General features: G+C 55.9%; 18 protein-coding genes, 3 tRNA genes and 2 rRNA genes. 16 read left to right on the top strand and 7 right to left on the bottom strand.

Annotated elements, in window-relative coordinates:
- Window positions 1–351: 351 nt before the first annotated feature.
- The 6 genes from rsmG to rpmH all read right to left on the bottom strand — a co-directional run bounded on the left by rsmG (window position 352) and on the right by rpmH (window position 3600).
- The gene (gene rsmG, locus ACED87_RS06185) at window positions 352–1002 is read right to left on the bottom strand and encodes a 16S rRNA (guanine(527)-N(7))-methyltransferase RsmG (RefSeq protein ID WP_449089729.1); all 651 of its coding nucleotides are present in this window, start codon (window positions 1000–1002) and stop codon (window positions 352–354) included.
- Window positions 1003–1005: 3 nt separating this feature from the next.
- Window positions 1006–1536, bottom strand: coding sequence for a Jag family protein (locus tag ACED87_RS06180; RefSeq protein WP_449089728.1), 531 nt, complete (start codon window positions 1534–1536; stop codon window positions 1006–1008).
- A 23-nt stretch (window positions 1537–1559) separates the two neighbouring features.
- A complete protein-coding gene (gene yidC / locus ACED87_RS06175; RefSeq protein ID WP_449089727.1) occupies window positions 1560–2537 on the bottom strand; it encodes a membrane protein insertase YidC in 978 nt (325 codons plus the stop codon).
- Between the two features lie 58 nt (window positions 2538–2595).
- Window positions 2596–3000: a membrane protein insertion efficiency factor YidD gene (gene yidD, locus ACED87_RS06170; RefSeq protein WP_449081590.1), complete on the bottom strand. Its 405-nt coding sequence runs from the start codon at window positions 2998–3000 to the stop codon at window positions 2596–2598.
- Between the two features lie 3 nt (window positions 3001–3003).
- On the bottom strand, window positions 3004–3366 hold the full coding sequence (gene rnpA, locus ACED87_RS06165; RefSeq protein WP_449081589.1) for a ribonuclease P protein component: 363 nt from the start codon (window positions 3364–3366) through the stop codon (window positions 3004–3006).
- Window positions 3367–3462: 96 nt separating this feature from the next.
- Window positions 3463–3600 carry a 50S ribosomal protein L34 gene (gene rpmH, locus ACED87_RS06160; RefSeq protein ID WP_449081587.1) on the bottom strand — a complete coding sequence of 46 codons (138 nt, stop codon included), beginning with the start codon at window positions 3598–3600 and terminating at the stop codon, window positions 3463–3465.
- 496 nt (window positions 3601–4096) lie between these two features.
- On the opposite strand from rpmH, the gene dnaA reads away from it, so the two are divergent.
- From dnaA to ACED87_RS06080, 16 genes are all read left to right on the top strand, one after another.
- Complete coding sequence (gene dnaA, locus ACED87_RS06155; protein WP_449089735.1) at window positions 4097–5668, top strand: chromosomal replication initiator protein DnaA; 1572 nt, start codon at window positions 4097–4099, stop codon at window positions 5666–5668.
- A 453-nt stretch (window positions 5669–6121) separates the two neighbouring features.
- Window positions 6122–7249, top strand: a complete 1128-nt coding sequence (gene dnaN / locus ACED87_RS06150) for a DNA polymerase III subunit beta (protein WP_449089726.1) — start codon at window positions 6122–6124, stop codon at window positions 7247–7249.
- Window positions 7250–7286: 37 nt separating this feature from the next.
- Window positions 7287–8480, top strand: a complete 1194-nt coding sequence (recF, locus tag ACED87_RS06145; RefSeq protein WP_449081649.1) for a DNA replication/repair protein RecF — start codon at window positions 7287–7289, stop codon at window positions 8478–8480.
- 18 nt (window positions 8481–8498) lie between these two features.
- Window positions 8499–9092, top strand: a complete 594-nt coding sequence (locus ACED87_RS06140; protein ID WP_449089725.1) for a DUF721 domain-containing protein — start codon at window positions 8499–8501, stop codon at window positions 9090–9092.
- A 345-nt stretch (window positions 9093–9437) separates the two neighbouring features.
- On the top strand, window positions 9438–11420 hold the full coding sequence (gyrB, locus tag ACED87_RS06135) for a DNA topoisomerase (ATP-hydrolyzing) subunit B (protein WP_449081647.1): 1983 nt from the start codon (window positions 9438–9440) through the stop codon (window positions 11418–11420).
- Window positions 11421–11494: 74 nt separating this feature from the next.
- Window positions 11495–14146 (top strand): DNA gyrase subunit A, encoded by a 2652-nt coding sequence (gyrA, locus tag ACED87_RS06130; protein WP_449081582.1) that lies wholly within the window; start codon window positions 11495–11497, stop codon window positions 14144–14146.
- Window positions 14136–14642 carry a DUF3566 domain-containing protein gene (locus tag ACED87_RS06125; RefSeq protein ID WP_449081580.1) on the top strand — a complete coding sequence of 169 codons (507 nt, stop codon included), beginning with the start codon at window positions 14136–14138 and terminating at the stop codon, window positions 14640–14642. The genes gyrA and ACED87_RS06125 overlap by 11 nt, the downstream gene beginning before the upstream one ends.
- Before the next feature lie 163 nt (window positions 14643–14805).
- Window positions 14806–14879, top strand: a tRNA-Ile gene (locus ACED87_RS06120).
- Between the two features lie 23 nt (window positions 14880–14902).
- Entirely contained in the window at window positions 14903–15022 is a 120-nt protein-coding gene (locus ACED87_RS06115) for a DLW-39 family protein (RefSeq protein ID WP_449081578.1), read from the top strand.
- Window positions 15023–15034: 12 nt separating this feature from the next.
- Window positions 15035–15107: transfer RNA gene (locus tag ACED87_RS06110), tRNA-Ala, on the top strand.
- 3 nt (window positions 15108–15110) lie between these two features.
- Window positions 15111–15227: ribosomal RNA gene (gene rrf / locus ACED87_RS06105) — 5S ribosomal RNA — on the top strand.
- Window positions 15228–15821: 594 nt separating this feature from the next.
- Window positions 15822–17015 (top strand): anion permease, encoded by a 1194-nt coding sequence (locus tag ACED87_RS06100; RefSeq protein ID WP_449081577.1) that lies wholly within the window; start codon window positions 15822–15824, stop codon window positions 17013–17015.
- Complete coding sequence (locus ACED87_RS06095; RefSeq protein ID WP_449081575.1) at window positions 17016–17303, top strand: hypothetical protein; 288 nt, start codon at window positions 17016–17018, stop codon at window positions 17301–17303.
- 124 nt (window positions 17304–17427) lie between these two features.
- Window positions 17428–17500 (top strand) — tRNA-Ala (locus tag ACED87_RS06090).
- A 3-nt stretch (window positions 17501–17503) separates the two neighbouring features.
- Window positions 17504–17620: ribosomal RNA gene (rrf, locus tag ACED87_RS06085) — 5S ribosomal RNA — on the top strand.
- Window positions 17621–17783: 163 nt separating this feature from the next.
- Window positions 17784–19787: a fructose-specific PTS transporter subunit EIIC gene (locus ACED87_RS06080; RefSeq protein WP_449081574.1), complete on the top strand. Its 2004-nt coding sequence runs from the start codon at window positions 17784–17786 to the stop codon at window positions 19785–19787.
- Between the two features lie 110 nt (window positions 19788–19897).
- On the opposite strand, the gene ACED87_RS06075 is transcribed toward ACED87_RS06080, so the two are convergent.
- The gene (locus ACED87_RS06075) at window positions 19898–20527 is read right to left on the bottom strand and encodes a hypothetical protein (protein WP_449081572.1); all 630 of its coding nucleotides are present in this window, start codon (window positions 20525–20527) and stop codon (window positions 19898–19900) included.
- Window positions 20528–20636: the final 109 nt, after the last annotated feature.

The following is a 20636-nucleotide window of genomic DNA, read 5'->3' as shown; positions in this document are numbered from 1 at the left end:
GCCCAAAGTCTGGGATATTGGAGATGGTAGACACCGGCTATACTCCCTTGGTAGGTATGGTGGTCTCGCTTATCTAAGATTACCTGCTCTCACCAGCCTCTCGAAACAGGGAAAATTAAGCACCATGAATACGTTGTTTTATGAATAAAGAATCTATGTTTCATGTGAAACATTCCCACTCAGCCTTATAACCACTGCCCACCATCACCGCTCGCCACACTTTCACCTAAGACGCGCAGGCTCTGGCAGCTTCATCTGCCACCACTTACACTCAGGGCTAGGTAGCAGGTATATAAAAAGCCCGGCTACCTCACACAGGAGGTAAGCCGGGCTTTGCTAGAGCTAAGGCTCTTAAAGGCTCACACGCACCACAGTGGTGGGTTCTTCGAGCAGGGACTCACCAGCGATAAGAATCTCGGTCTGGCGAGCACCGTACTTATTGAGCTTCTTCTGGGCCTTGGTGATTTCATCAGCCGCACTGCGCCCCTTCAGAGCTAGGAGCTGGCCAGTGCCGCGCAGAATCGGCAGGGTGATGTCCAGCAGTCCAACCAGGGCAGAAACTGCACGGGCGGTCACATAGTCTGCTTCTACCTGCCCTACGGCCTGTTCAGCACGCGAACGTAGAATATCAACGTTCTCTAACCCTAGGTCATCTACGACCTCTGTCAGCCAGATGACGCGGCGTTCTAGGGGCTCGATGAGGGTCAGGTGCAGGTCAGGGCGGGCGATAGCCAGGCAGAGCCCTGGGAGGCCCGCTCCTGAGCCTACGTCAGCCACGCGAGCACCGTCCTCAATGAATTCCTCAACCACGGCACAGTTGAGCACGTGACGCTCCCAGAGGCGGGGAACCTCGCGAGGGCCGATGAGACCGCGTTCGATGCCGCTGGTTGCCAGATGTTCAACATAACGCTCTGCCAGGGGCAGGCGGTCACCGAAAACTTGGTCAGCAGCTACCAGGGTAGGGCCAGCTAGCTCCGGCAGGTGGGTGTTTCCTTCGCTCATGGTTTAGCCCTCCTCTAGCATGATGACGATATGGCGGTCAGGCCCAGAGCCTTCTGATTCTGAGTAGAGCCCGTGGGCTGCCACGATGTCGTGCACGAGTTTACGCTCGTAGGGTCCCAGGGGGTCTAGGTGCACTTCGTCGCCGGTGTCTTGGACCTGGGCGATGGCAGTTTCAGCCATCTCTACCAGGGCTTTTTGGTGGCTAGCGCGGTGCTCGGCGATATCGAGAATTAGGCGGGTGCGCTGGCCGGTGGCAGCTAGGACGGAGAGGCGGACGAGCTCTTGCAGGGCGTCCAGCACTTCACCGTCCTGGCCGACGAGAGCTTGTAGATCGGTGTTGTTGCCATCTTCGGTAACGACCGACAGGTGGGTGCGGCCATTGCGCACTTCGATGTCGATGTCGCCGTCGATATCTGCGATGTCGAGGAGTTCTTCGAGGTAGTCTGCGGCGATGTCGCCTTCGTCCTCAAAGCCCTGCTCTGGGGCGTCGTCTAGGACGATTTCTGCGGCGTTTTCTTCGTATGCTTCAGTCATGGGGGTTTCTCCTGTAGCTGCCGCTATTTCTTCTTCTTTTTCTGCTGCTGCTTTTGGCGTTTCTTGCTCATGGGCTGCTGACGTTGGCCGCGGTTGGCACGCTCACGCTGGGCTTCGATTTCAGCTTCGTGCTCTTCCTTGGTCTTGCCGACAGGGGGCAGGCCCTTAGCGGCGCGGCGTTCGTTCAGTTCACGTTCGGCCTGGGAGCCGGGGGTGGGGTTGTTCTTAATGACCCAGTACTGCTGGCCTACTGACCAGAAGTTTGAGACGGTCCAGTAGACGAGCACGCCGAGGGGGAAGTTAATACCTGAGATAGCGAAAACTAGGGGCAGTACGTAGAGCATGATCTGCTGCTGACGGTACATGGGGGACTGTTTAGCGGCGTCCGACATGTTCTTTGCAGAGAGCTGCTTGGTGGTGTAGAACTGGGCGGCGCTCATAAGCACAACCATGATGGCGGCGATAAGGATGGTGGCGGTGTGGTTACCATCGCCAGGGCGCATCATGGAGGAGAAGAGGGGGGCACCAAAGATGTAGGCGTCGTTGAACTGCTCAATTTTGGCATTTTCGAGCACCAGGATACCAGTGTTGTTGGCTGCTGCGGTGGGCACACCGTTGAGCACCTGGAAGAGGCCGAAGAAGATGGGCATCTGCACCAGGATAGGCATACAGGAGGCTAGGGGGTTGGAGCCCGATTCGCGGTAGAGGGCCATCTGTTCCTGGGCCATGGCCTGGCGGGAGAGCTGGTCGGTTTTGCCCTTGTATTTAGCCTGTAGTTTGGCCAGTTCGGGTTGCAGTTCCTGCATACCGCGCATGGCCTTGATTTGCTTCATAAAGAGCGGGATGGTGAGGGTTCGCATGACCAGGGTCAGGCCGATGATGGCAAGTACCCAGGTGATGCCGGAGGCGGGGTCCATGCCGATGGTGGTGAAGAGTTCGTGGAATGCCCAGAGAATCGCAGAGACGATCCATTTAAAGGGCCAGAGAATGATGTCGAACATAGTTCTCTCCCTGGCTCGATGAGGTGAGCCGGTTGTGGTGGATTGCAGCCAGGACCTGTTAGTGGTTCAGGTGCTGGTGCGGGTGGTTTAGAAGAATTATTTTGGGTTCTTTGCCCGGTGCAAAGGTGCGTGGGCCCTTAGGTACGGGGTCCAGGCCGCCGGTGGCCCAGGGGTGGCAGCGCAGTATGCGGCGGACGGTCAGTGAGAGGCCGCGTATTGCGCCGTGGGTGGTGAGCGCTTCAAGCCCGTAGGCGGAGCAGCTCGGGTAGTACCGGCAGACGTTGCCGTAGAGTGGCGAGACGATTGCACGGTAGATCTTGATAAAAGCGATGAGGACGTTCTGGGGCAGGGTGATGGCTGCTTGGACGATGCTGGTGGGGACCACAAATTCGTGGGGGGCTTGGGTGAGTAGGACGTCTTCGTCCTCTTGGCCCCGGGTAGGTGGGGTGTGGGAGCTGCTCATGGGTTAGAGCTCCTCGGGGGCGGTGGCACCGAGTTTTTTGAGGGTGGTGGTCAGGGCGCTTTTTAGGTCTGTTTCTAGGTCGCTGTAGGGTGCGGACGCTGCGGGGGGCAGGGCGCGCACAACTATCTGGTAGCCGGTGGGATGGGTGGCAATGAAGGGGGCGATGATTTCGCGTAGGCGTCGTTTGGTTTTGTTGCGGGTGACCGCGTTGCCGACGGCTTTTGAGACGATGAAACCGATGATGGTTGGTTCTTGGCCTGTTTTGGCTGTATATAGAACTAAGTTCCGACGCCCTGAGCGGGCGCCGGAACGTGTAGTTGCTGAGAATTGAGCCGAGGCTCGCATCCGGTGCTGTTGTGCCAGCACGTGTTCTCCTTTGTTTTCTTCGGTCGTCTCTCGGCGGGCTGCGTGTTCACGCTGGCCTGCACAAGGGGCTAGGCCGAGGCGAGGAGATGGGAAGCCTTATGCTGAGAGGCTTGCGCGGCCCTTTGAACGACGGTGCGCGAGGATAGCGCGGCCTGCACGGGTGCGCATACGAAGACGGAAGCCGTGCTTCTTGGCGCGACGGCGGTTATTCGGCTGGAAAGTCCGCTTGCTCATTTGGTTACTCCAAAAATGGTTGGTACGGGGGCCAACCTTTCAACAGTTCTTCGAACAGGTTGACGCTTCTTGCTGTGTGCTAGCTCCGACACTGAGGGGGCGGATATCAGGCCTTAGATATAGGCATAGTCCTAGCACACTTTGACTAAACAACTCTAGAAGAGGTTGCGATATAAGGTCAAGCCCGCTAGGGGTAGGTCTTTAATCACAGGAGGGCAGGAGAGTTTGCCCACACCTGTGGATAGTCTGCAACTGCACCCACCCTAGCGAGAGTTATCCACAAGGTGGCCGAGAAAAGTTGTAAGTTACAAAATCTGCGACTTTGAGCTAGCGGTGCACGGTTTAATCACATACTGTAAACAGGTAACCCACTCGTTAAATCACAAGTTTTCCACCCTGTGGATAACATGGTGATAAATTGGTGGAGCCTGTGGCTAAGCTGTGGGTAAGTTTTTTTGCGTGACCTGAGATTATAGGAGAGCCAGTGGGCGATTACATGGACCCGGAGCTTCAAAAGAAGTGGATGCACTTGGTAGCTCTGTTGCGTGCAGATACTTCGGTGGCTCAGCGTCACCGTGCACATATTGGTTTAGCTCAGCCTCACGCCTTCATGGGAAATGTGCTCCTGATTGCGGTACCTAGTGAGTTCACCCGCGACATTTTTCAGCACGAGCTGAAAGAGACTCTACAAGAAGCGATTACCGCCACTTTCGGTCAGGGCGTGACTGAGGCTTTCATTATTGATACCAGCCTAGAGAACTCCCCCGAGAAGGTAGCCCTACCTGCCACCGAGCGTCCTACTGCACCTTTCTCTGCCCCTGTTGAGCGGGAACCTGCTCCTGGGGCAGGGTTCGAGGAAGTAGCACCCCAGCGTCCGGCCCACTCCCCCACCGAGACTCCGGCTGCAAGTGCTGAGAGCATTCAGACTTCCCAGGAACCAGCCCCGGTCCAAGAGCCGGCAGAAGCTGGGCAGATGGTAGAAGCATCTGCCGAGCCTGGTGAGGTAAAAACCTGGGATTCCACCGCACGCCTGAACCCCAAGTACACCTTCGATAGCTTTGTGATCGGCCAGTCCAACCGTTTTGCCCACGCTGCGGCCTTCGCCGTCTCGGAGACTCCAGCCTCAGCCTATAATCCCCTCTTTATCTATGGCGGATCAGGCCTGGGCAAGACCCACCTGCTGCACGCCATTGGCCACTATGCTAAGAGCCTCTACCCCGGTTTGCGGGTGCGCTATGTGAACTCTGAGGAGTTTACCAACGACTTTATTAATTCCATCCGCGATAATAACGGCATTACTTTTAAGCAGATTTACCGCAACGTCGATATGCTGCTGATTGACGATATTCAGTTCCTGGCTGGGAAAGACAGCACCCAAGAAGAGTTCTTCCATACCTTCAACGCCTTACATAATCACCAGAAGCAGGTAGTGATTACCTCTGATTTGCCCCCTAAGCAGCTGACCGGTTTCGCTGAGCGTATGCGCTCGCGCTTTGAGTGGGGTCTGATTACAGATGTGCAGCCCCCGGAGCTTGAGACCCGTATCGCGATTCTTAGTAAGAAGGCTCAGAATGAGGGCCTTGATGTGCCTGATGATGTAATGGAATATATTGCCTCGCATATCTCCACGAACATTCGTGAGTTAGAAGGTGCGCTGATTCGTGTGACGGCTTTTGCTTCTTTGCAGGGCCAGCCGGCAGATATGCAGTTAGCGGAGCAGGTGCTCAAAGATCTTTTGTTGGACGATGGTGCCCAGGAAATTACCGCTTCGCAGGTTTTGCAGGCAACAGCTGAGTATTTCGATGTGACGATTGAAGATCTTCGTTCGAAGTCTCGTAGCCGTACCTTGGTGAATGCTCGTCAGATTGCTATGTATCTCTTGCGAGAGCTGACTGATATGTCTTTGCCGCGTATTGGCCAGGAGTTGGGCGATCGTGACCATACCACTGTCATGTATGCAGACCGTAAGATTCGTAATCTCATGGCAGAGCGGCGGCCTATCTTTAACCAGGTCACAGAGCTAACTAACCGTATTAAGCAGGGTTCTCGCGATTCGTCCAAGTCTTAAAGGCCCTTGTCAGAGGGTTGTGGATAAGTCTGGGGCTTAAGGGGTTTTGCTGTGGATGTTAAGTGCATGAATATGCATAGCCTGTGTAGTTCTTAGATTGCATAAATATCCATCCACTATTCATTCACAGTGAAGCTAGATTTTCTACACAGATACCCCACAAGCTCTGAGGCTAGATTCCGGGCTGAAAGAGAGTTTTCCACAGTTTTCACAAGGGTTATTAACACTACGATTCTTAAAGAAAAAACGTCAAATAACAAAAAACCTTGTGCTCGTGCTGCCGTGAGGTTCAGGCTCTTGTAATTACAGATTTCAGTGCGGTAAGGTCGGTGCAGGGTCACTGCTTGTAATTACAGAAAAACAGCGTTAGCACTCAGGCAGTCCGGTAGACTGAACACTTGAACTTCGCCCACTGTCAGGGCTTCTTACGTTTAACCTTTGGAAGGTACTCCGGTGAAATTTACTGTCGAACGCGATACCCTAGCCGAGGCTGTCAGCTGGACTGCTCGCTCCCTCTCCCCCCGTCCGCCAGTACCCGTACTCTCTGGCCTGCTCATCAAAGCAGCAGCCGGTGAAGTCTCCATCGCAAGCTTCGACTACGAAACCTCAGCCAAGCTCAACATCGCAGCTGACATCGCTGAAGAAGGCGAAGCTCTCGTCTCTGGCCGACTACTAGCCGATATCTGCCGCTCTCTTCCTAAAGCAGATGTACTCTTTGAACTCCGTGAAGGTAAAGTTCACCTCTCCTGCGGTTCCTCTAACTTCAACCTTTCCTCCATGCCAGTAGCCGATTACCCCGAGCTGCCTGCCCTACCAGCAGTATCAGGCACCGTCGAAGGCTCCGAATTCGCTAAAGCCGTAACCCAGGTATCGGTAGCAGCATCTAAGGATGACACCCTTCCGATTCTGACCGGCGTGCGAATGGAAATTGAAGGAAACCAGATCACCTTACTGGCAACTGACCGCTACCGTCTGGCCATGCGCGAACTGACCTGGAACCCCGCAGACCCCTCCATCTCCACCGCAGCTCTGGTCAAGGCCAAAACCCTCTCTGAGGTCGCAAAGACCCTAGGTGGTGCTGGGGAACTAGCTATCGCCCTCTCCGATGCCCACGAACTCATCGGCTTTGAATCTGACTCACGCCGCACCACCAGCCTTCTGGTTGACGGTGAATACCCCAAGATTCGCTCCCTCTTCCCCGATGTAACCCCGGTACACGCTATCGTCCGCACCTCAGACCTCATGGAGGCTGTGCGCCGTGTTTCCCTCGTGGCTGAGCGCAACACCCCCGTGCGCCTGTCCTTCAGCCAAGGCCAGGTCACCCTGGACGCTGGCACCGGCGAAGATGCCCAGGCAACTGAGGTCCTACAGGCTCACCTGCATGGAGGAGATATCACCGTAGCCTTCAACCCCAGCTACCTCTCTGAAGGTCTGCACACCTTTGCCGCTAACAAGTTCGTACGGTTCTCCTTCACCGACCCCCGCAAGCCCGTTGTACTCTCAGAGCAAGAGGACTGGCAGGCAGACAATGAGAAGAACTACCGCTACCTGCTCATGCCTATCCGCCTACAAAACCAGTAAAACCCTAGAACACCCCCTTTATCTCAAGGAGAGCGCGCTGTACATCGACCACCTTTCGTTGATGGACTACCGCACCTACCAGTTGCTGACCCTGCCCCTGAGCCCCGGCGTCACCGTCTTTCTCGGGTCAAATGGGGTGGGCAAAACCAATATCGTCGAGGCCATTGACTACACCGCGCAATTAGCCTCGCACCGAGTCAGTCAGGACGCCCCGCTGGTACGTGTGGGTGCTGACCGCGCCTATATCCGTACCCGCACGGTACGGGGTAACCAGCAAACTATCCTTGAGTTTGAACTGGCACCGGGTAAAAGTAACCGGGTGCGCATCAATCGGGCAGCGCCCGTGCGTGCCCGTGAAGCCCTGGGTGTTACTCGCACCGTGCTTTTTTCCCCCGAAGATCTGCAACTGGTCAAGGGGGATCCCGCCGGGCGTCGCCGTTTTCTCGATGATTTGGCGGTCTCCTTACGTCCGTCTGTGGCTGCTTACCGGGCTGATTATGAGCGTATTGTGCGCCAGCGCAATTCCCTGCTCAAATCTTTGCGCTCGCACAGGCGGGCAAAAGCGGACGATAGCTACACTCTAGAGGTGTGGAACAAGCAGCTAGCGGACGTCGGTGCCCACCTCTTGCAGGCCCGTTTGCGCACTCTGGCCCTGCTGCTGCCGCAACTTCAGAGAGCTTATGGGGAGCTAACAGAGGGCTCTAAGATGGCAAGCCTGGTCTATGACTCCACCGTCTTCCCTGCGATCTCAGCTGCCGTTTTACCCTCTGCTGCGCTGATGGGTGTGGATGATATGCGGGCAGCATTGATGCGTGCTTTTGCTGAGAAACAGCAAGAAGAAATAGAGCGCGGTGTGACCCTAGTGGGCCCTCACCGTGATGATGTGGTCTTAGAGCTGGGAGGAATTCCAGTTAAGGGTTTTGCCTCTCATGGGGAAAGCTGGTCCTATGCTTTGGCTTTGAAATTGGCGTCCTGGTATGTGCACCTGGCTGATCATGATGCTCCTGGTGCCTCTCCCATTCTGATTCTTGATGATGTCTTTGCAGAGCTTGATACGGCCCGCCGTCATAAACTGGGGGCCATCGTAGCGGGTGCTGAACAAGTGTTGGTGACCTGCGCGGTTGCAAGCGATATTCCTGAGGAACTGGGCGATATCACCCTGGTGCGGGTTGAACCTGGCAAAGCCTGGGTAGATAGCCTACCACTAGGTGATATTCCAGATAAGGAATAGCTTCTGATGCCTAATGATATGACTCATTCAGAATACGAGGCAGAATCGGTTGACGCCCCCCACGCCCTACTTAGCCGCATACGAGCTGCAAAAGAGGCCCGCGGCGAACACCGAGTCAAAGGGGCCGCAGGGCGAAAAATTATCAAAGACTTTGGCCGCGTCATGAACACCGAACCCGGCACAAAAAAACGCCGCTTCAAACCCGCCGAATCCACCGGGCAGCTTGGCGGCTACACCGGGTCAGGCCCTAGCGCCCGCGACCCCCAAAATCTCAGTGGGCTACTAGATCGCGTCATCATGGAACGAGGCTGGAGCACTCCCCTAGCTGTCTCATCCGTTATGGCCCGCTGGGATAAACTGGTCGGCCCCCAAATTGCCTCAAAAGCCACCCCTGAGAGCTTTGAAGATGGGGTGATGACCGTACGCTGTGAATCAACCGCCTGGGCCGTGCAAATTCGCCAAATGAAATACGACATCATGCGCCGCTTCAACGGAGAGCTAGGTGATGATGTGGTGAAGGACGTCCGCGCCTTTGGCCCTGCTGCCCCCTCCTGGAAAAAAGGGCGACGGGTTGCCCCCGGCGGTCGTGGGCCGCGCGATACCTACGGGTAAAAAACGAAGAGCAGAAAATGATAAAAATCGCTTCTGCGCCCCTGACCCCCTCACCCTGTGAGAACCCACAGTGTAGGGGTTCCATTCGCTCTCATGGCTCACTCAGGCTCTTGTGGCCCTAAGTGCCCTGCTAAAAGGTCACAAAACAGGCTCAAAAATAGCCCTGTGCGGTAGAATTGAGAGCATATATACGCGCGCCTGCCCGCCCGCACAGTAGCCACACCCCGCAACCTAACCGCCGGGCGTCCGCGCTGAAGGGCCGCCGGTGCGAGACCGACCATGCAAGGAGCCTAATTACCTGTGGCAACTGAAGAAACCTCCCACGAATACGGCGCCGCCGACATCATGGTCCTCGAAGGCCTTGAAGCTGTGCGCAAGCGCCCCGGTATGTACATCGGTTCAACCGGCGAACGCGGCCTACACCACCTGGTCTATGAAGTTGTCGATAACTCCGTCGATGAAGCCCTAGCAGGGCACGCCGACCTGATTGAGGTCGTCATCCAGCAAGACGGCGCAGTACGAGTTGCCGATAACGGTCGAGGCATCCCCGTCGACGAACACCCCACCGAAAAGAAACCTACCGTCGAAGTCGTCATGACCATTCTGCACGCCGGCGGTAAATTCGGCGGCGGCGGCTATGCGGTCTCCGGCGGTCTGCACGGTGTAGGTATCTCCGTGGTCAACGCACTGTCCACCAAGGTCGAAACCGAAGTACGCCGCCAAGGCTACAAGTGGCACATCAGCTACGCCAACGGTGGTCACACCACCCAGCCCCTTACCCGCGGTGAAGCAACCGAAGAAACCGGCACCACCCAGACCTTCTACCCCGACCCCGAAATCTTCGAAACCGTTGAATTCGACTTCGAGACCCTGCGCGCCCGCTTCCAGCAGATGGCCTTCCTCAATAAGGGTCTAACCATCCAGCTCACCGATGAACGCGAGCTCCACGAAGGCGATGAAGTCACCGGCGAAGAAAAGCCCGAAAAGCTACCCCTCAACCAGGTAGGGGCCAACGCCCAGGGCCACAAGACCGTCACCTACATGTACAAAGACGGCCTCTTCGACTACGTCAACTTCCTCAACACCTCCAAGAAACTCACCGTAGTTCACGATGACATCATCGCCTTCGACACCGAAGACACCGACCGCATGATGAGCCTGGAAGTGGCCATGCAATGGACCACCGCCTATAAAGAATCGGTGCACACCTACGCCAACACCATCAACACCCACGAGGGCGGTACCCACGAAGAAGGCTTCCGCACCGCCCTGACCACCCTCATTAACCGATTTGCCCGCGATAACAAGATGCTGCGCGAAAAGGACGATAACCTCACCGGTGAAGACGTCCGTGAGGGCCTTACCGCCGTCATCTCCGTAAAAATCTCTGAACCCCAGTTCGAGGGTCAGACCAAGACCAAACTGGGTAACTCCGAAGCCAAGGCTTTTGTCCAGCGTGAAACCATGGACCAGCTGGGCGACTGGCTGGGGCGCAACCCCAGCACCGGTAAAGAAATCGTCCGCCGTGCCATCACCGCATCCCAGGCCCGCCTGGCAGCCCGCAAAGCCCGCGAAACCACCCGCCGTAAAGGCCTGCTAGAAACCGGCTCCATGCCCGGCAAACTCAAAGACTGCTCATCAAAAGACCCCTCCATCTCAGAGATTTACCTGGTAGAGGGTGACTCAGCAGGCGGCTCAGCAGTGCGCGGCCGCAACCCCGAAACCCAAGCCATTTTGCCCCTGCGAGGCAAGGTGCTGAACGTGGAGCGCGCTCGCATAGATCGTGCCCTCTCTAACGCAGAAATTCAGTCACTGATTACCGCCTTTGGTACCGGCATCGGTGAAGAATTCAACATTGAGAAAGCCCGCTACCACAAGGTCGTGCTCATGGCTGATGCGGACGTAGATGGCCAGCACATCACCACCTTGCTGCTGACCTTGCTCTTCCGCTACATGCGTCCGCTCATTGAAGCTGGCTACGTCTACCTGGCCCAGCCCCCGCTCTACCGCATCAAGTGGTCCAATGCCCCCCATGACTACGTCTTCTCAGATGCCGAACGTGACGCTGCCTTAGCGGCAGGTTATGCCAAGAACCAGCGCATCCCCAAGGACAACGGCATTCAGCGCTATAAGGGTCTGGGCGAAATGGACTACACCGAACTGTGGGACACCACCATGGACCCCGACCGCCGCACTCTATTGCAGGTCAAGATGGAGGACGCAGCCGCGGCCGACCAGATCTTCTCCGTGCTGATGGGTGAGGATGTCGAAGCCCGCCGAGAATTCATCCAGCAGAACGCAAAGGATATCCGCTTCCTTGATATCTAAGGCTTATAAGTGTGAAACAAACGCTATATAGCCACTATGGAATATAAACATCAAGGACGAAATACGAGGAACTTATGAGCGACGAGAACACCACCAGCTCACCCCAGCCCATCGACGGCGAAACCGTTGCAACTGACGCAACCCCGGCACCTGCCGGCGGCAAGGTCGAAGTTGTAGACCTGCGTTCTGAAATGGAACGCTCATACCTGGACTACGCCATGGCCGTCATCATCGGTCGCGCCCTACCTGATGTGCGCGATGGCCTCAAGCCCGTCCACCGCCGCGTCATCTACGCCATGTACGACGGCGGCTACCGCCCCGAACGCTCCTTCAACAAGTGCGCCCGCGTCGTTGGCGAAGTGATGGGTCAATACCACCCTCACGGTGACGGGGCTATCTATGACACCCTGGTGCGCCTCATCCAGGACTGGGTCATGCGCTACCCCCTAGCCCTCGGTCAGGGTAACTTCGGCTCCCCCGGTAATGACGGTGCCGCAGCCCCCCGTTATACCGAAACCAAGATGGCTCCCCTGGCCCTGGAGATGGTACGAGATATCACCGAGGAAGCCGTAGACTTCCAGCCCAACTACGACGGCAAGAACCAGGAGCCGGTCGTCCTGCCCTCGCGTATCCCCAATCTGCTGGTTAACGGCTCATCCGGTATCGCCGTTGGTATGGCAACCAACATCCCGCCGCATAACCTGCGTGAGGTAGCGGACGGCGTGCAATGGTTCCTGCAGAACCCCCAAGCTAGCAACGAAGAGCTGCTTGAGGCCCTGATTGCCCGCATTAAGGGCCCTGACTTTCCCACCGGCGCCACCATCCTGGGCCATAAGGGAATTGAGCAGGCCTACCGTACTGGCCGTGGTTCAATCACCATGCGCGCAGTGGTCAACGTTGAAGAAATTCAGGGGCGCACCTGCCTGGTCGTCACCGAGCTGCCCTACCAGGCCAACCCCGACAACCTGGCCATCAAAATCGCTGAATTGGTCAAGGACGGCAAAATCAGCGGCATCGCTGATTTGCGCGATGAAACGTCTGGCCGCACTGGCCAGCGCCTGGTCATCGTTCTCAAACGTGATGCTGTGCCCAAGGTGGTGCTGAATAACCTCTACAAGCACACCCAGCTCCAGGAAAACTTCTCAGCTAACATGCTGGCGATTGTGGACGGCGTGCCCCGCACCCTCTCCCTGGATGCCTTCATCCGCCACTGGGTCAACCACCAGCTCGAAGTGATTGTGCGCCGCACCCGCTACCGCCTGCGTCAGGCCCAAGAAGAAGCGCATATTCTGCGCGGCCTGCTCAAGGCCCTCGATGCCCTCGATGAGGTCATCGCCCTGATTCGCCGCTCTCCCACCGCCGATGACGCCCGCGCAGCCCTGATGGACTTCCTCGACATTGATGAGGCCCAGGCTCAGGCGATTTTGAACATGCAGCTGCGCCGCTTAGCCGCCCTGGAACGTCAGAAGATTCAGGACCGCCACGACGAACTCATGCGCATGATCGATGAGTACAACGCGATTATCGCCTCTGAGGATCGTCAGCGCGCCATCATCTCTGAAGAACTGGCCGAAATTGTAGCCCGCTTTGGTGATGACCGCCGCTCCAAGATCCTTATGGGCTATGACGGTGATATGTCTATGGAAGATCTCATCCCTGAGGAAGAAATGGTCGTCACCATTACCCGCGGTGGCTATGTCAAGCGCACCCGCAGCGACCAGTACCGCTCCCAGCACCGCGGCGGCAAGGGCATTAAGGGTGCCTCCTTGCGCGGGGACGACGTCGTTCAGCACTTCTTTGTTACCTCCACCCACTCCTGGATTCTCTTCTTCACCAACCTGGGTCGGGTCTACCGCACTAAGGCCTACGAGCTCATGGAAGCAGGCCGCGACGCCAAGGGCCAGCATGTGGCTAACCTGCTGGCCTTCCAGCCTGAGGAGACCATCGCTAAGGTCATGGAGCTTAAGTCCTATGAGGATGCCCCCTACCTGATTTTGGCTACTAAGAACGGTTTGGTGAAGAAAACTGCCCTGTCGGATTACGACACCAACCGTGCCGCTGGCGTCATTGCCATTAATCTGCGTGAGGGCGATGAGCTGGTCTCAGCCCAGCTAGCCAGCGCTGACGATGATTTGCTGCTGATCTCCCGCCAGGGCCAGTCCTTGCGTTTCACTGCTTCTGACGAGGCCCTGCGACCTATGGGCCGTGCAACCTCTGGTGTGACCGGTATGAAGTTCCGTGACGGGGATGAGTTGCTCTCAGCCAACGTGGTCACCGATGATTCCTTCGTCTTTGTGGTGACCGCAGGTGGTTATGCTAAGCGCACCCAGGTTGATCAGTACCGTGTTCAGGGTCGTGGCGGCCTGGGCATCAAGGTTGCCAAGCTGGCAGAGGACCGCGGCGAGCTCGTGGGCGGTCTGATTGTCAGTGAAGAGGACGAGGTCATGGTCGTGATGCAATCCGGTAAGGTCGTGCGCACCTCAGTTGCAGAGGTGCCGGCTAAGGGCCGCGACACCATGGGCGTTATTTTTGCTAAGCCTGGCAAGAACGATGAGATCCTTGAGGTTGCCCGCAACTACGAACGCAACATCGATGAGGTAGACGACACCGAGGAAAACGGCGCTGAAAGCCCCGAAAAGCCGGCAGATGAAGTACCTTTAGAAAACAAGACCACCCCGGCAGTAGCCGACACCGCAGACGCACTTGGAGGTAAGAGTGAGCACTAGAAGCACCGGAACCGCACCGCGGCCAGCGCCGCGAGCCGGCACCCCGCGCGCTGCCCAAGGTAAGGCACGCCCCCAGGGTGGAGCGTCCGCAAATGCCCAGCGTAAGCCTCTGGTGCGCCCGGCCCCTCGCTCCAAGATTCGCCGTGCGCGCCTGGTCATTGCTAAGGTCGATACCTTCTCTGTAGCTAAGCTTGTCTTCCTGCTCTCGGTTGCTATTGGTATCGCTACCGTTGTTGCAGCGGTGATTCTCTGGCTGGTTATGCAGGCCACTGGCACCTTCCAGAGCCTCAATGATCTGCTGACCTTGCTAGGTACCACTGGTGATGCTGTGGATATATCCCAGTACCTCTCCTTGGGGCAGGTGGCTCTTTATAGCACCATTATTTCCGTCGTGAATGTAATTCTTTACACTCTGCTAGGCACTCTAGCTGCCATGTTGTATAACCTGGCAGCCAGATTGGTTGGTGGTGTGGGCGTGACCCTCACCGACGAATAAATCTGAGTTAGAGCCCTGATGTAGCCTCGTGGTGCCCTGTATTTTTAGGGCGCCACGAGGCTTTTAACTACCAATTTAGATGATGTGTCTCAGAACACCCATTTTTAATTTGGCAAGGTGTCAAAACCTGTGTAAAGTTATATCTCGTTCTGATGAACATCAAGGGCGTATAGCTCAGACGGTTAGAGCGCTACACTGATAATGTAGAGGTCCCAGGTTCAATTCCTGGTACGCCCACTCACCTTGGTTGAAAGGTTGACATGAAGAAATTTATGACAATCGCACTTGCTGCACTGGCAACAGTGATGGCGGTGAAGAAAGCTAAGGATTCTCAGGAGAATAAAAAAACTTGGGAAGAAGCTACAGATAAAATCTCATAGGTAGCACCCGATGGGGGCGTGGCGCAATTGGTAGCGCACCTGCTTTGCAAGCAGGGGGTTAGGGGTTCGAGTCCCCTCGCCTCCACTCTTCGGTGATTATAGCAAGAGGGAAACACCCGGTCCCATCCCGAACCCGGAAGTTAAGGCTCTTAGCGCCGATGGTACTGCACTGGCGACGGTGTGGGAGAGTAGGTCATCGCCGAATTATATTTGGTAAGGAACCCCAGTCGAAAGACTGGGGTTCCTTTTTGTATGTGCGGTTCTTTTTTTGGGGGGGGCTCGCGCTACTTGTGCCCTTTAGTGGGATTATGGGTTATAGGCAGAAAAGTGTGTCCCACCCCTGCGAGCGTGCACCATATCACTGAGCGTGCGTTTACCCTGCGCACGCTCAGCGATATGGTGCACGCTCGTTACTTTGGTTGATGCTGTCGAGGTATGTGTCTCAAGAATAGGTTTCAAGTAAGCCTTGAGCTTTTATGGCAGTTTATGAGCAACCCCACGGGAGTATAAAATGAACAAATGGTAAACAACATCGCTCTGCATGTGGGTTTGCCGCTGTAGAAGGGGCTGCCTGCTCAGGTAAAACCATGTAAAACCACATTTCTTTAAGGAGCAGTATCGCAAAAAATATCCCCTAACCAGGTGAAACGAACATATCTTCACCTCTATCGTTGCAGGTATCTCTGCCCAAAATATGTATCTTGTGGGTTTTAAGAAACTTAATCAACATTTCACCCTTGCCTAATCCCTCAGACGCCTGATGTTTCCCAAAACCTGCCTTGCCTACAAGAATAGAACTGTGACTACAGAACTCATCATTCTGGTGATCGTAGTGCTCACCGCACTAGCCTTCGACTTCACCAACGGCTTTCATGACACCGCCAACGCCATGGCCTCATCCATCGCCACAGGAGCCCTCAAACCTAAAGCGGCTGTGGCGCTCGCGGCCGTCCTTAACCTAGCGGGCGCCTTCCTCTCCATTGAGGTAGCTAAAACCGTCGGCTCTGGCCTCATCGACCTGGAGACAGCCGGGGGCGGACCCAGTCTCATGCTGATTGTCTTTACCGGGCTGGTGGGTGCAATCCTCTGGAACGTCTTCACCTGGCTGTTAGGATTGCCCTCCAGCTCCTCTCATGCCCTCTTTGGTGGCCTCATCGGCGCGACCCTGGCTTCACTGGGTGCTAACGGTGTGCTGTGGAATGGCGTGCTGATGAAGATTATTATTCCGGCCCTGCTGGCCCCGCTCATTGCCGGTGTAGTTGCTGGTGTGGGTGCTGCTCTGATTTATGCTCTCACCAAGACCGTGCCTGAGCAACAGAAGAAAAAGAACTTCCGCTTCGGCCAGATTTCCGCCGCTTCTCTCATGTCTCTAGCTCACGGCACCAATGATGCGCAGAAAACCATGGGTGTTATCTTCCTAGCCCTGGTTGCAGCCCAGGAAATCAACCCCGAAGCAGATATTCCTTTCTGGGTGCGCCTGGTCTGTGCGCTGGCTATCGCCCTGGGAACCTACCTGGGTGGCTGGCGCATCATTAAAACCTTGGGTAAGGGCATTGTTGATATTGAAGGCCCCCAGGGCTTTGCTGCGGACGGCTCCTCGGCAGCTATTATTCTGACCTCCTCCCATTTCGGTATGGCCCTGTCTACTACCCACGTGGCCACCGGTTCTATTATTGGATCCGGCATTGGCCGTCGCGCCAAGGTAAGCTGGTCAACCGCCCGCCGTATGGTCATCGCCTGGGTTATTACCCTGCCGGCTGCTGGCTCCGTCGGTGCGCTGACCTGGTTCGTGGGTAACGGCATCAACTCTTTGACCGGTAGCGCCTGGATAGGTGAAGCTGCTGTTTTCCTCCTTCTGGTGGGCTTCTGTGTTTGGATGTGGGCTCACTCCCGCAAGAGCGCCGTCAGCCATATTGATATGCACTCGGGTGAGGCTGTCACTACCCGTGAGGTACACACCGAGTCGATTCCCATCGTGAAGGCTGGTTCCTAAATGCTGATTGTTGATATCTTCCACAAGATTTACCCCGTCTTCCTGGCCGGTCTGGGTTTTGGTGCTGGCCTGCCGATTCTCTATGCCCTGGGTGTGCGCCTGATGAGTGGCATAGCTGTAGAAACCCCTGAGGGTACCGTCTACACCGAGCCTGCCCCGGCAGCGCGTGCTGCCGCCTATGTACTGTTTGCGGTGCTGACTCTGGCTGTTGTGAGCGGTATTCTCTGGATCGCCAAGGACTTCATCTACGCCTACACCGGCTTCAACTTCCTAGGGACTGCAGGCTAAATAGGGCAGTTATGGCCTGTTCTTCAGGTTTTTATCTTAAACCTGTGGTGGAGCTAACCGTTTATTTGGTAGAATTAGTTTGCGCGTGCAAAAAACCTGTAGTAAGGTAGAAGCATAACACCACGGGGGCGTGGCGCAATTGGTAGCGCACCTGCTTTGCAAGCAGGGGGTTAGGGGTTCGAGTCCCCTCGCCTCCACTCTTCGGTGATTATAGCAAGAGGGAAACACCCGGTCCCATCCCGAACCCGGAAGTTAAGGCTCTTAGCGCCGATGGTACTGCACTGGCGACGGTGTGGGAGAGTAGGTCATCGCCGAATTATATTTGGTAAGAAGCCCTGGTCGAAAGACCAGGACTTCTTTTGTATTTCCTTCCCGCTACGATTATCTGCAAAGCCTCACAAGACCGTCGGCATACGTCCTCACGTTACAAGAACATCAAAGTCCCTGCCCCCGCCGTTCTCGGCCGGTAAGCTAAGGACTATGACATCACCAACATCATCTCCTCCACGCATCCTTGCTATCACAGCCTGCCCCACGGGTATCGCCCACACCTATATGGCCGCTGAAAACCTAGCTGCTGCGGCAGAAGAAAAAGGAATCAATCTCAAAGTTGAGACTCACGGCTCCATCGGCGTCGAAGGAGCCTTTACCGCTGATGATATTAAAGAAGCGGACGCTATTCTTATCTGTGCTGACATCGACGTTGATAAAAGCCGTTTTGCCGGGAAAAAACTACTGGCCACCCCCGTAGCCCAGGCTATTAAGAACCCCCAAGCTCTACTCACTCAGGCTCAAACCGCCCCTATCTACCAAGAGGGCAGAGCACAAACTGACCAAGAAAACACTCAAAAACCCACCAAACAATCTATCGGCCAGCAACTCTACCAGGCACTCATGAACGGCGTATCGCACATGATTCCCTTCGTGGTAACTGGCGGTCTGATGATTGCTGTGGCCCTATCACTGGGAGGAACCCCCAGCACTGAAGGCCTAGTAGTCCCAGAAGATTCTTTCTGGAACACCCTCTTGCAAATGGGTGTACTGGCCTTTAGTCTCATGGTGCCTGTTCTCTCAGCCTTTATCGCCTCGGCTATTGCTGGTCGGCCTGGTCTAGCCCCAGGCTTCATCACCGGTCTCATCGCTGTGACTGGGTCCCTCTACGGTTCCGAAGCCGGAGCAGGGTTCATCGGAGGTATTCTCACCGGTTTTCTCTCCGGTTACCTTGCTCTTGCCATCAAAAAAATACCGGTGAACCGCTACCTGGCCACCATCTGGCCGATCCTCATTATTCCCATCGTCACCACCGCAGTCGTAGGCTTCCTCTTCGTCTACCTGCTCGGGCACCCCATCTCTCTTCTCTTTGAAGCACTCACCCAGTGGCTAGCACATTTGGATGGCGCTTCTGTACTGGTGCTTGGTGCTGTGTTGGGAGCTATGATTGCCTTTGACATGGGTGGGCCCTTTAACAAGACCGCCTTTCTTTTTGCCGGCGGCATGATTACCGCCGGTAATGCTGCACCCATGGGTATGGCAGCAACTGCTATCGCCGTCCCGCCTATTGCAGTAGGTATTGCCACTCTTATCCGCCGACAGGTCTTTAGTAAGGCCGAACAAGAATCTGGTATTGCAGCGCTACTGATGGGCTTCTTCGGTATCACCGAAGGCGCTATTCCCCTGGCCGCTGCGCGCCCCCTTCAGGTAATCCCCGCTAACGTACTCGGTGGAGCTACCGCTGGGGCATTAGCTGGTCTCTGGCAGGTAAAAGATAACGTCATGCACGGTGGACCCATCGTGGCAGTTCTTGGCGCTGTAGACAATACTCTTTTCTTCTTCCTAGCACTTCTAGCAGGTGTGGCTACCACCGTGGTACTGATGCTGGCCCTTATCCACATCAGTAACCGCAGCTCTTCTCCTGCCATCTCCAAGACGGAAGAAGATAGTACTCAGAACACCGCAGGCTCTATGCGCTCTGAAACTACCCTCACACCAAAGGCTCATCATGAGCACCAGAGCGCCGCTGAGCTCATCGAGAGTGACCTTATCCTGCTCGATGACCAGGCACCTACCGGTTCACCGGATACCGTTATTCGAGGCCTAGTCGATGCCGCCTCAGCACGATTCTCAAATCCCCAAGCTGTCATTGAAGCTGCCTTAGCGCGTGAAGAGAAAACCTCAACCGCGGTAGGCCACGGAGTAGCAATTCCCCACGCCCGCACCGCGGCAGTCGTAACACCCACGTTGGCCTTCGCCCGTTTACCCGAAGGAATTGACTGGAAAGCCCCCGATCAGTCTCCGGTACGTCTGGTCTTCCTCATCGCGGTACCTGAGAGCTCTGGCAACGAACACCTACGCATCTTATCGACCTTAGCTCGTGCCTTGATGCGTGATTCTTTCCGCCAGCAACTCCTCACCGCACCAGACCAAGAATCAGTAGAACAGGCCATTCAGCAGGTAATTGTTCAGACTAAGACCCCTGCTAGCTAGTCACTGCCAGTACATAGCAAAAGGCCCCGGCCTCCCGCTAGGGGAGCCGGGGCCGGGCGTCCGCGCTCGCAATCAACGAGGGGCGGACGCGCGTGAGTAACTAGTGAGGACTAGGCGGCAGGAGTCTTCCAGGGGTCCTCAACGGGGCGAGAAGCCTTGAAAGCAGCTGCGCCAGCAGCAACACCAGCAACAACCAGGCCAAAGACCAGCAGACCCTTGTTGCTCTTAGAAGCCTTCTTCTGCTCCTTGGCGTAGCTCTTAGCGGCCTTAACGGCAGCCTTCTGAGCCTTCTTCAGGGCCTTCTTGTCGCCAGTGACCTTAGCGGCAAGGTGCTCAACCTGGGTGGGAACCTCAGCATCAGAGAGCTTATCTGCAACGGTGTTTGCAACGTCAGCAGCCTTCACACGGGCGGTTGCTACAGCGTTTTCAACGGCGGGGGTGACGTCGTCGATGGTGTGCTGAATCTTATCGGCCAGGGTGGACTGGACGTTCTCAAACTTCTTAGCGCCATCCTTAGCAGCAGACTGGGTGGCCTTGGAGACGTTCTTACCGTACTTCTCAGCAGCCTTCTGCAACTGGGAGAACTTCTTACCGGTCAGCTTCTCAGCACGAGAAGCCTTCTTCTGAGCCAGGCTGGTCAGCTTGTCAGCCTTCTTGCCAGTGGTCTTAGCTGCCTTTGAGAAGAACTTCTCTGCCTGCTTCTGAGCTTTCTTAGCCTTGCTCTTCTTGCACAGTGCCATGGTTATTTCCTCCATGTCTGGGCCCGCCCCGGCAGGTTGCCGATCTTCACAGACCAGCTCACGGCCGAATGCGAGCGACTTACATTTAGTATCAGCTTACTTTCTAAAA

The organism is Rothia sp. 32237D007AR, from assembly GCF_053544675.1.
This window is presented reverse-complemented; position numbering and strand designations above follow the sequence as displayed.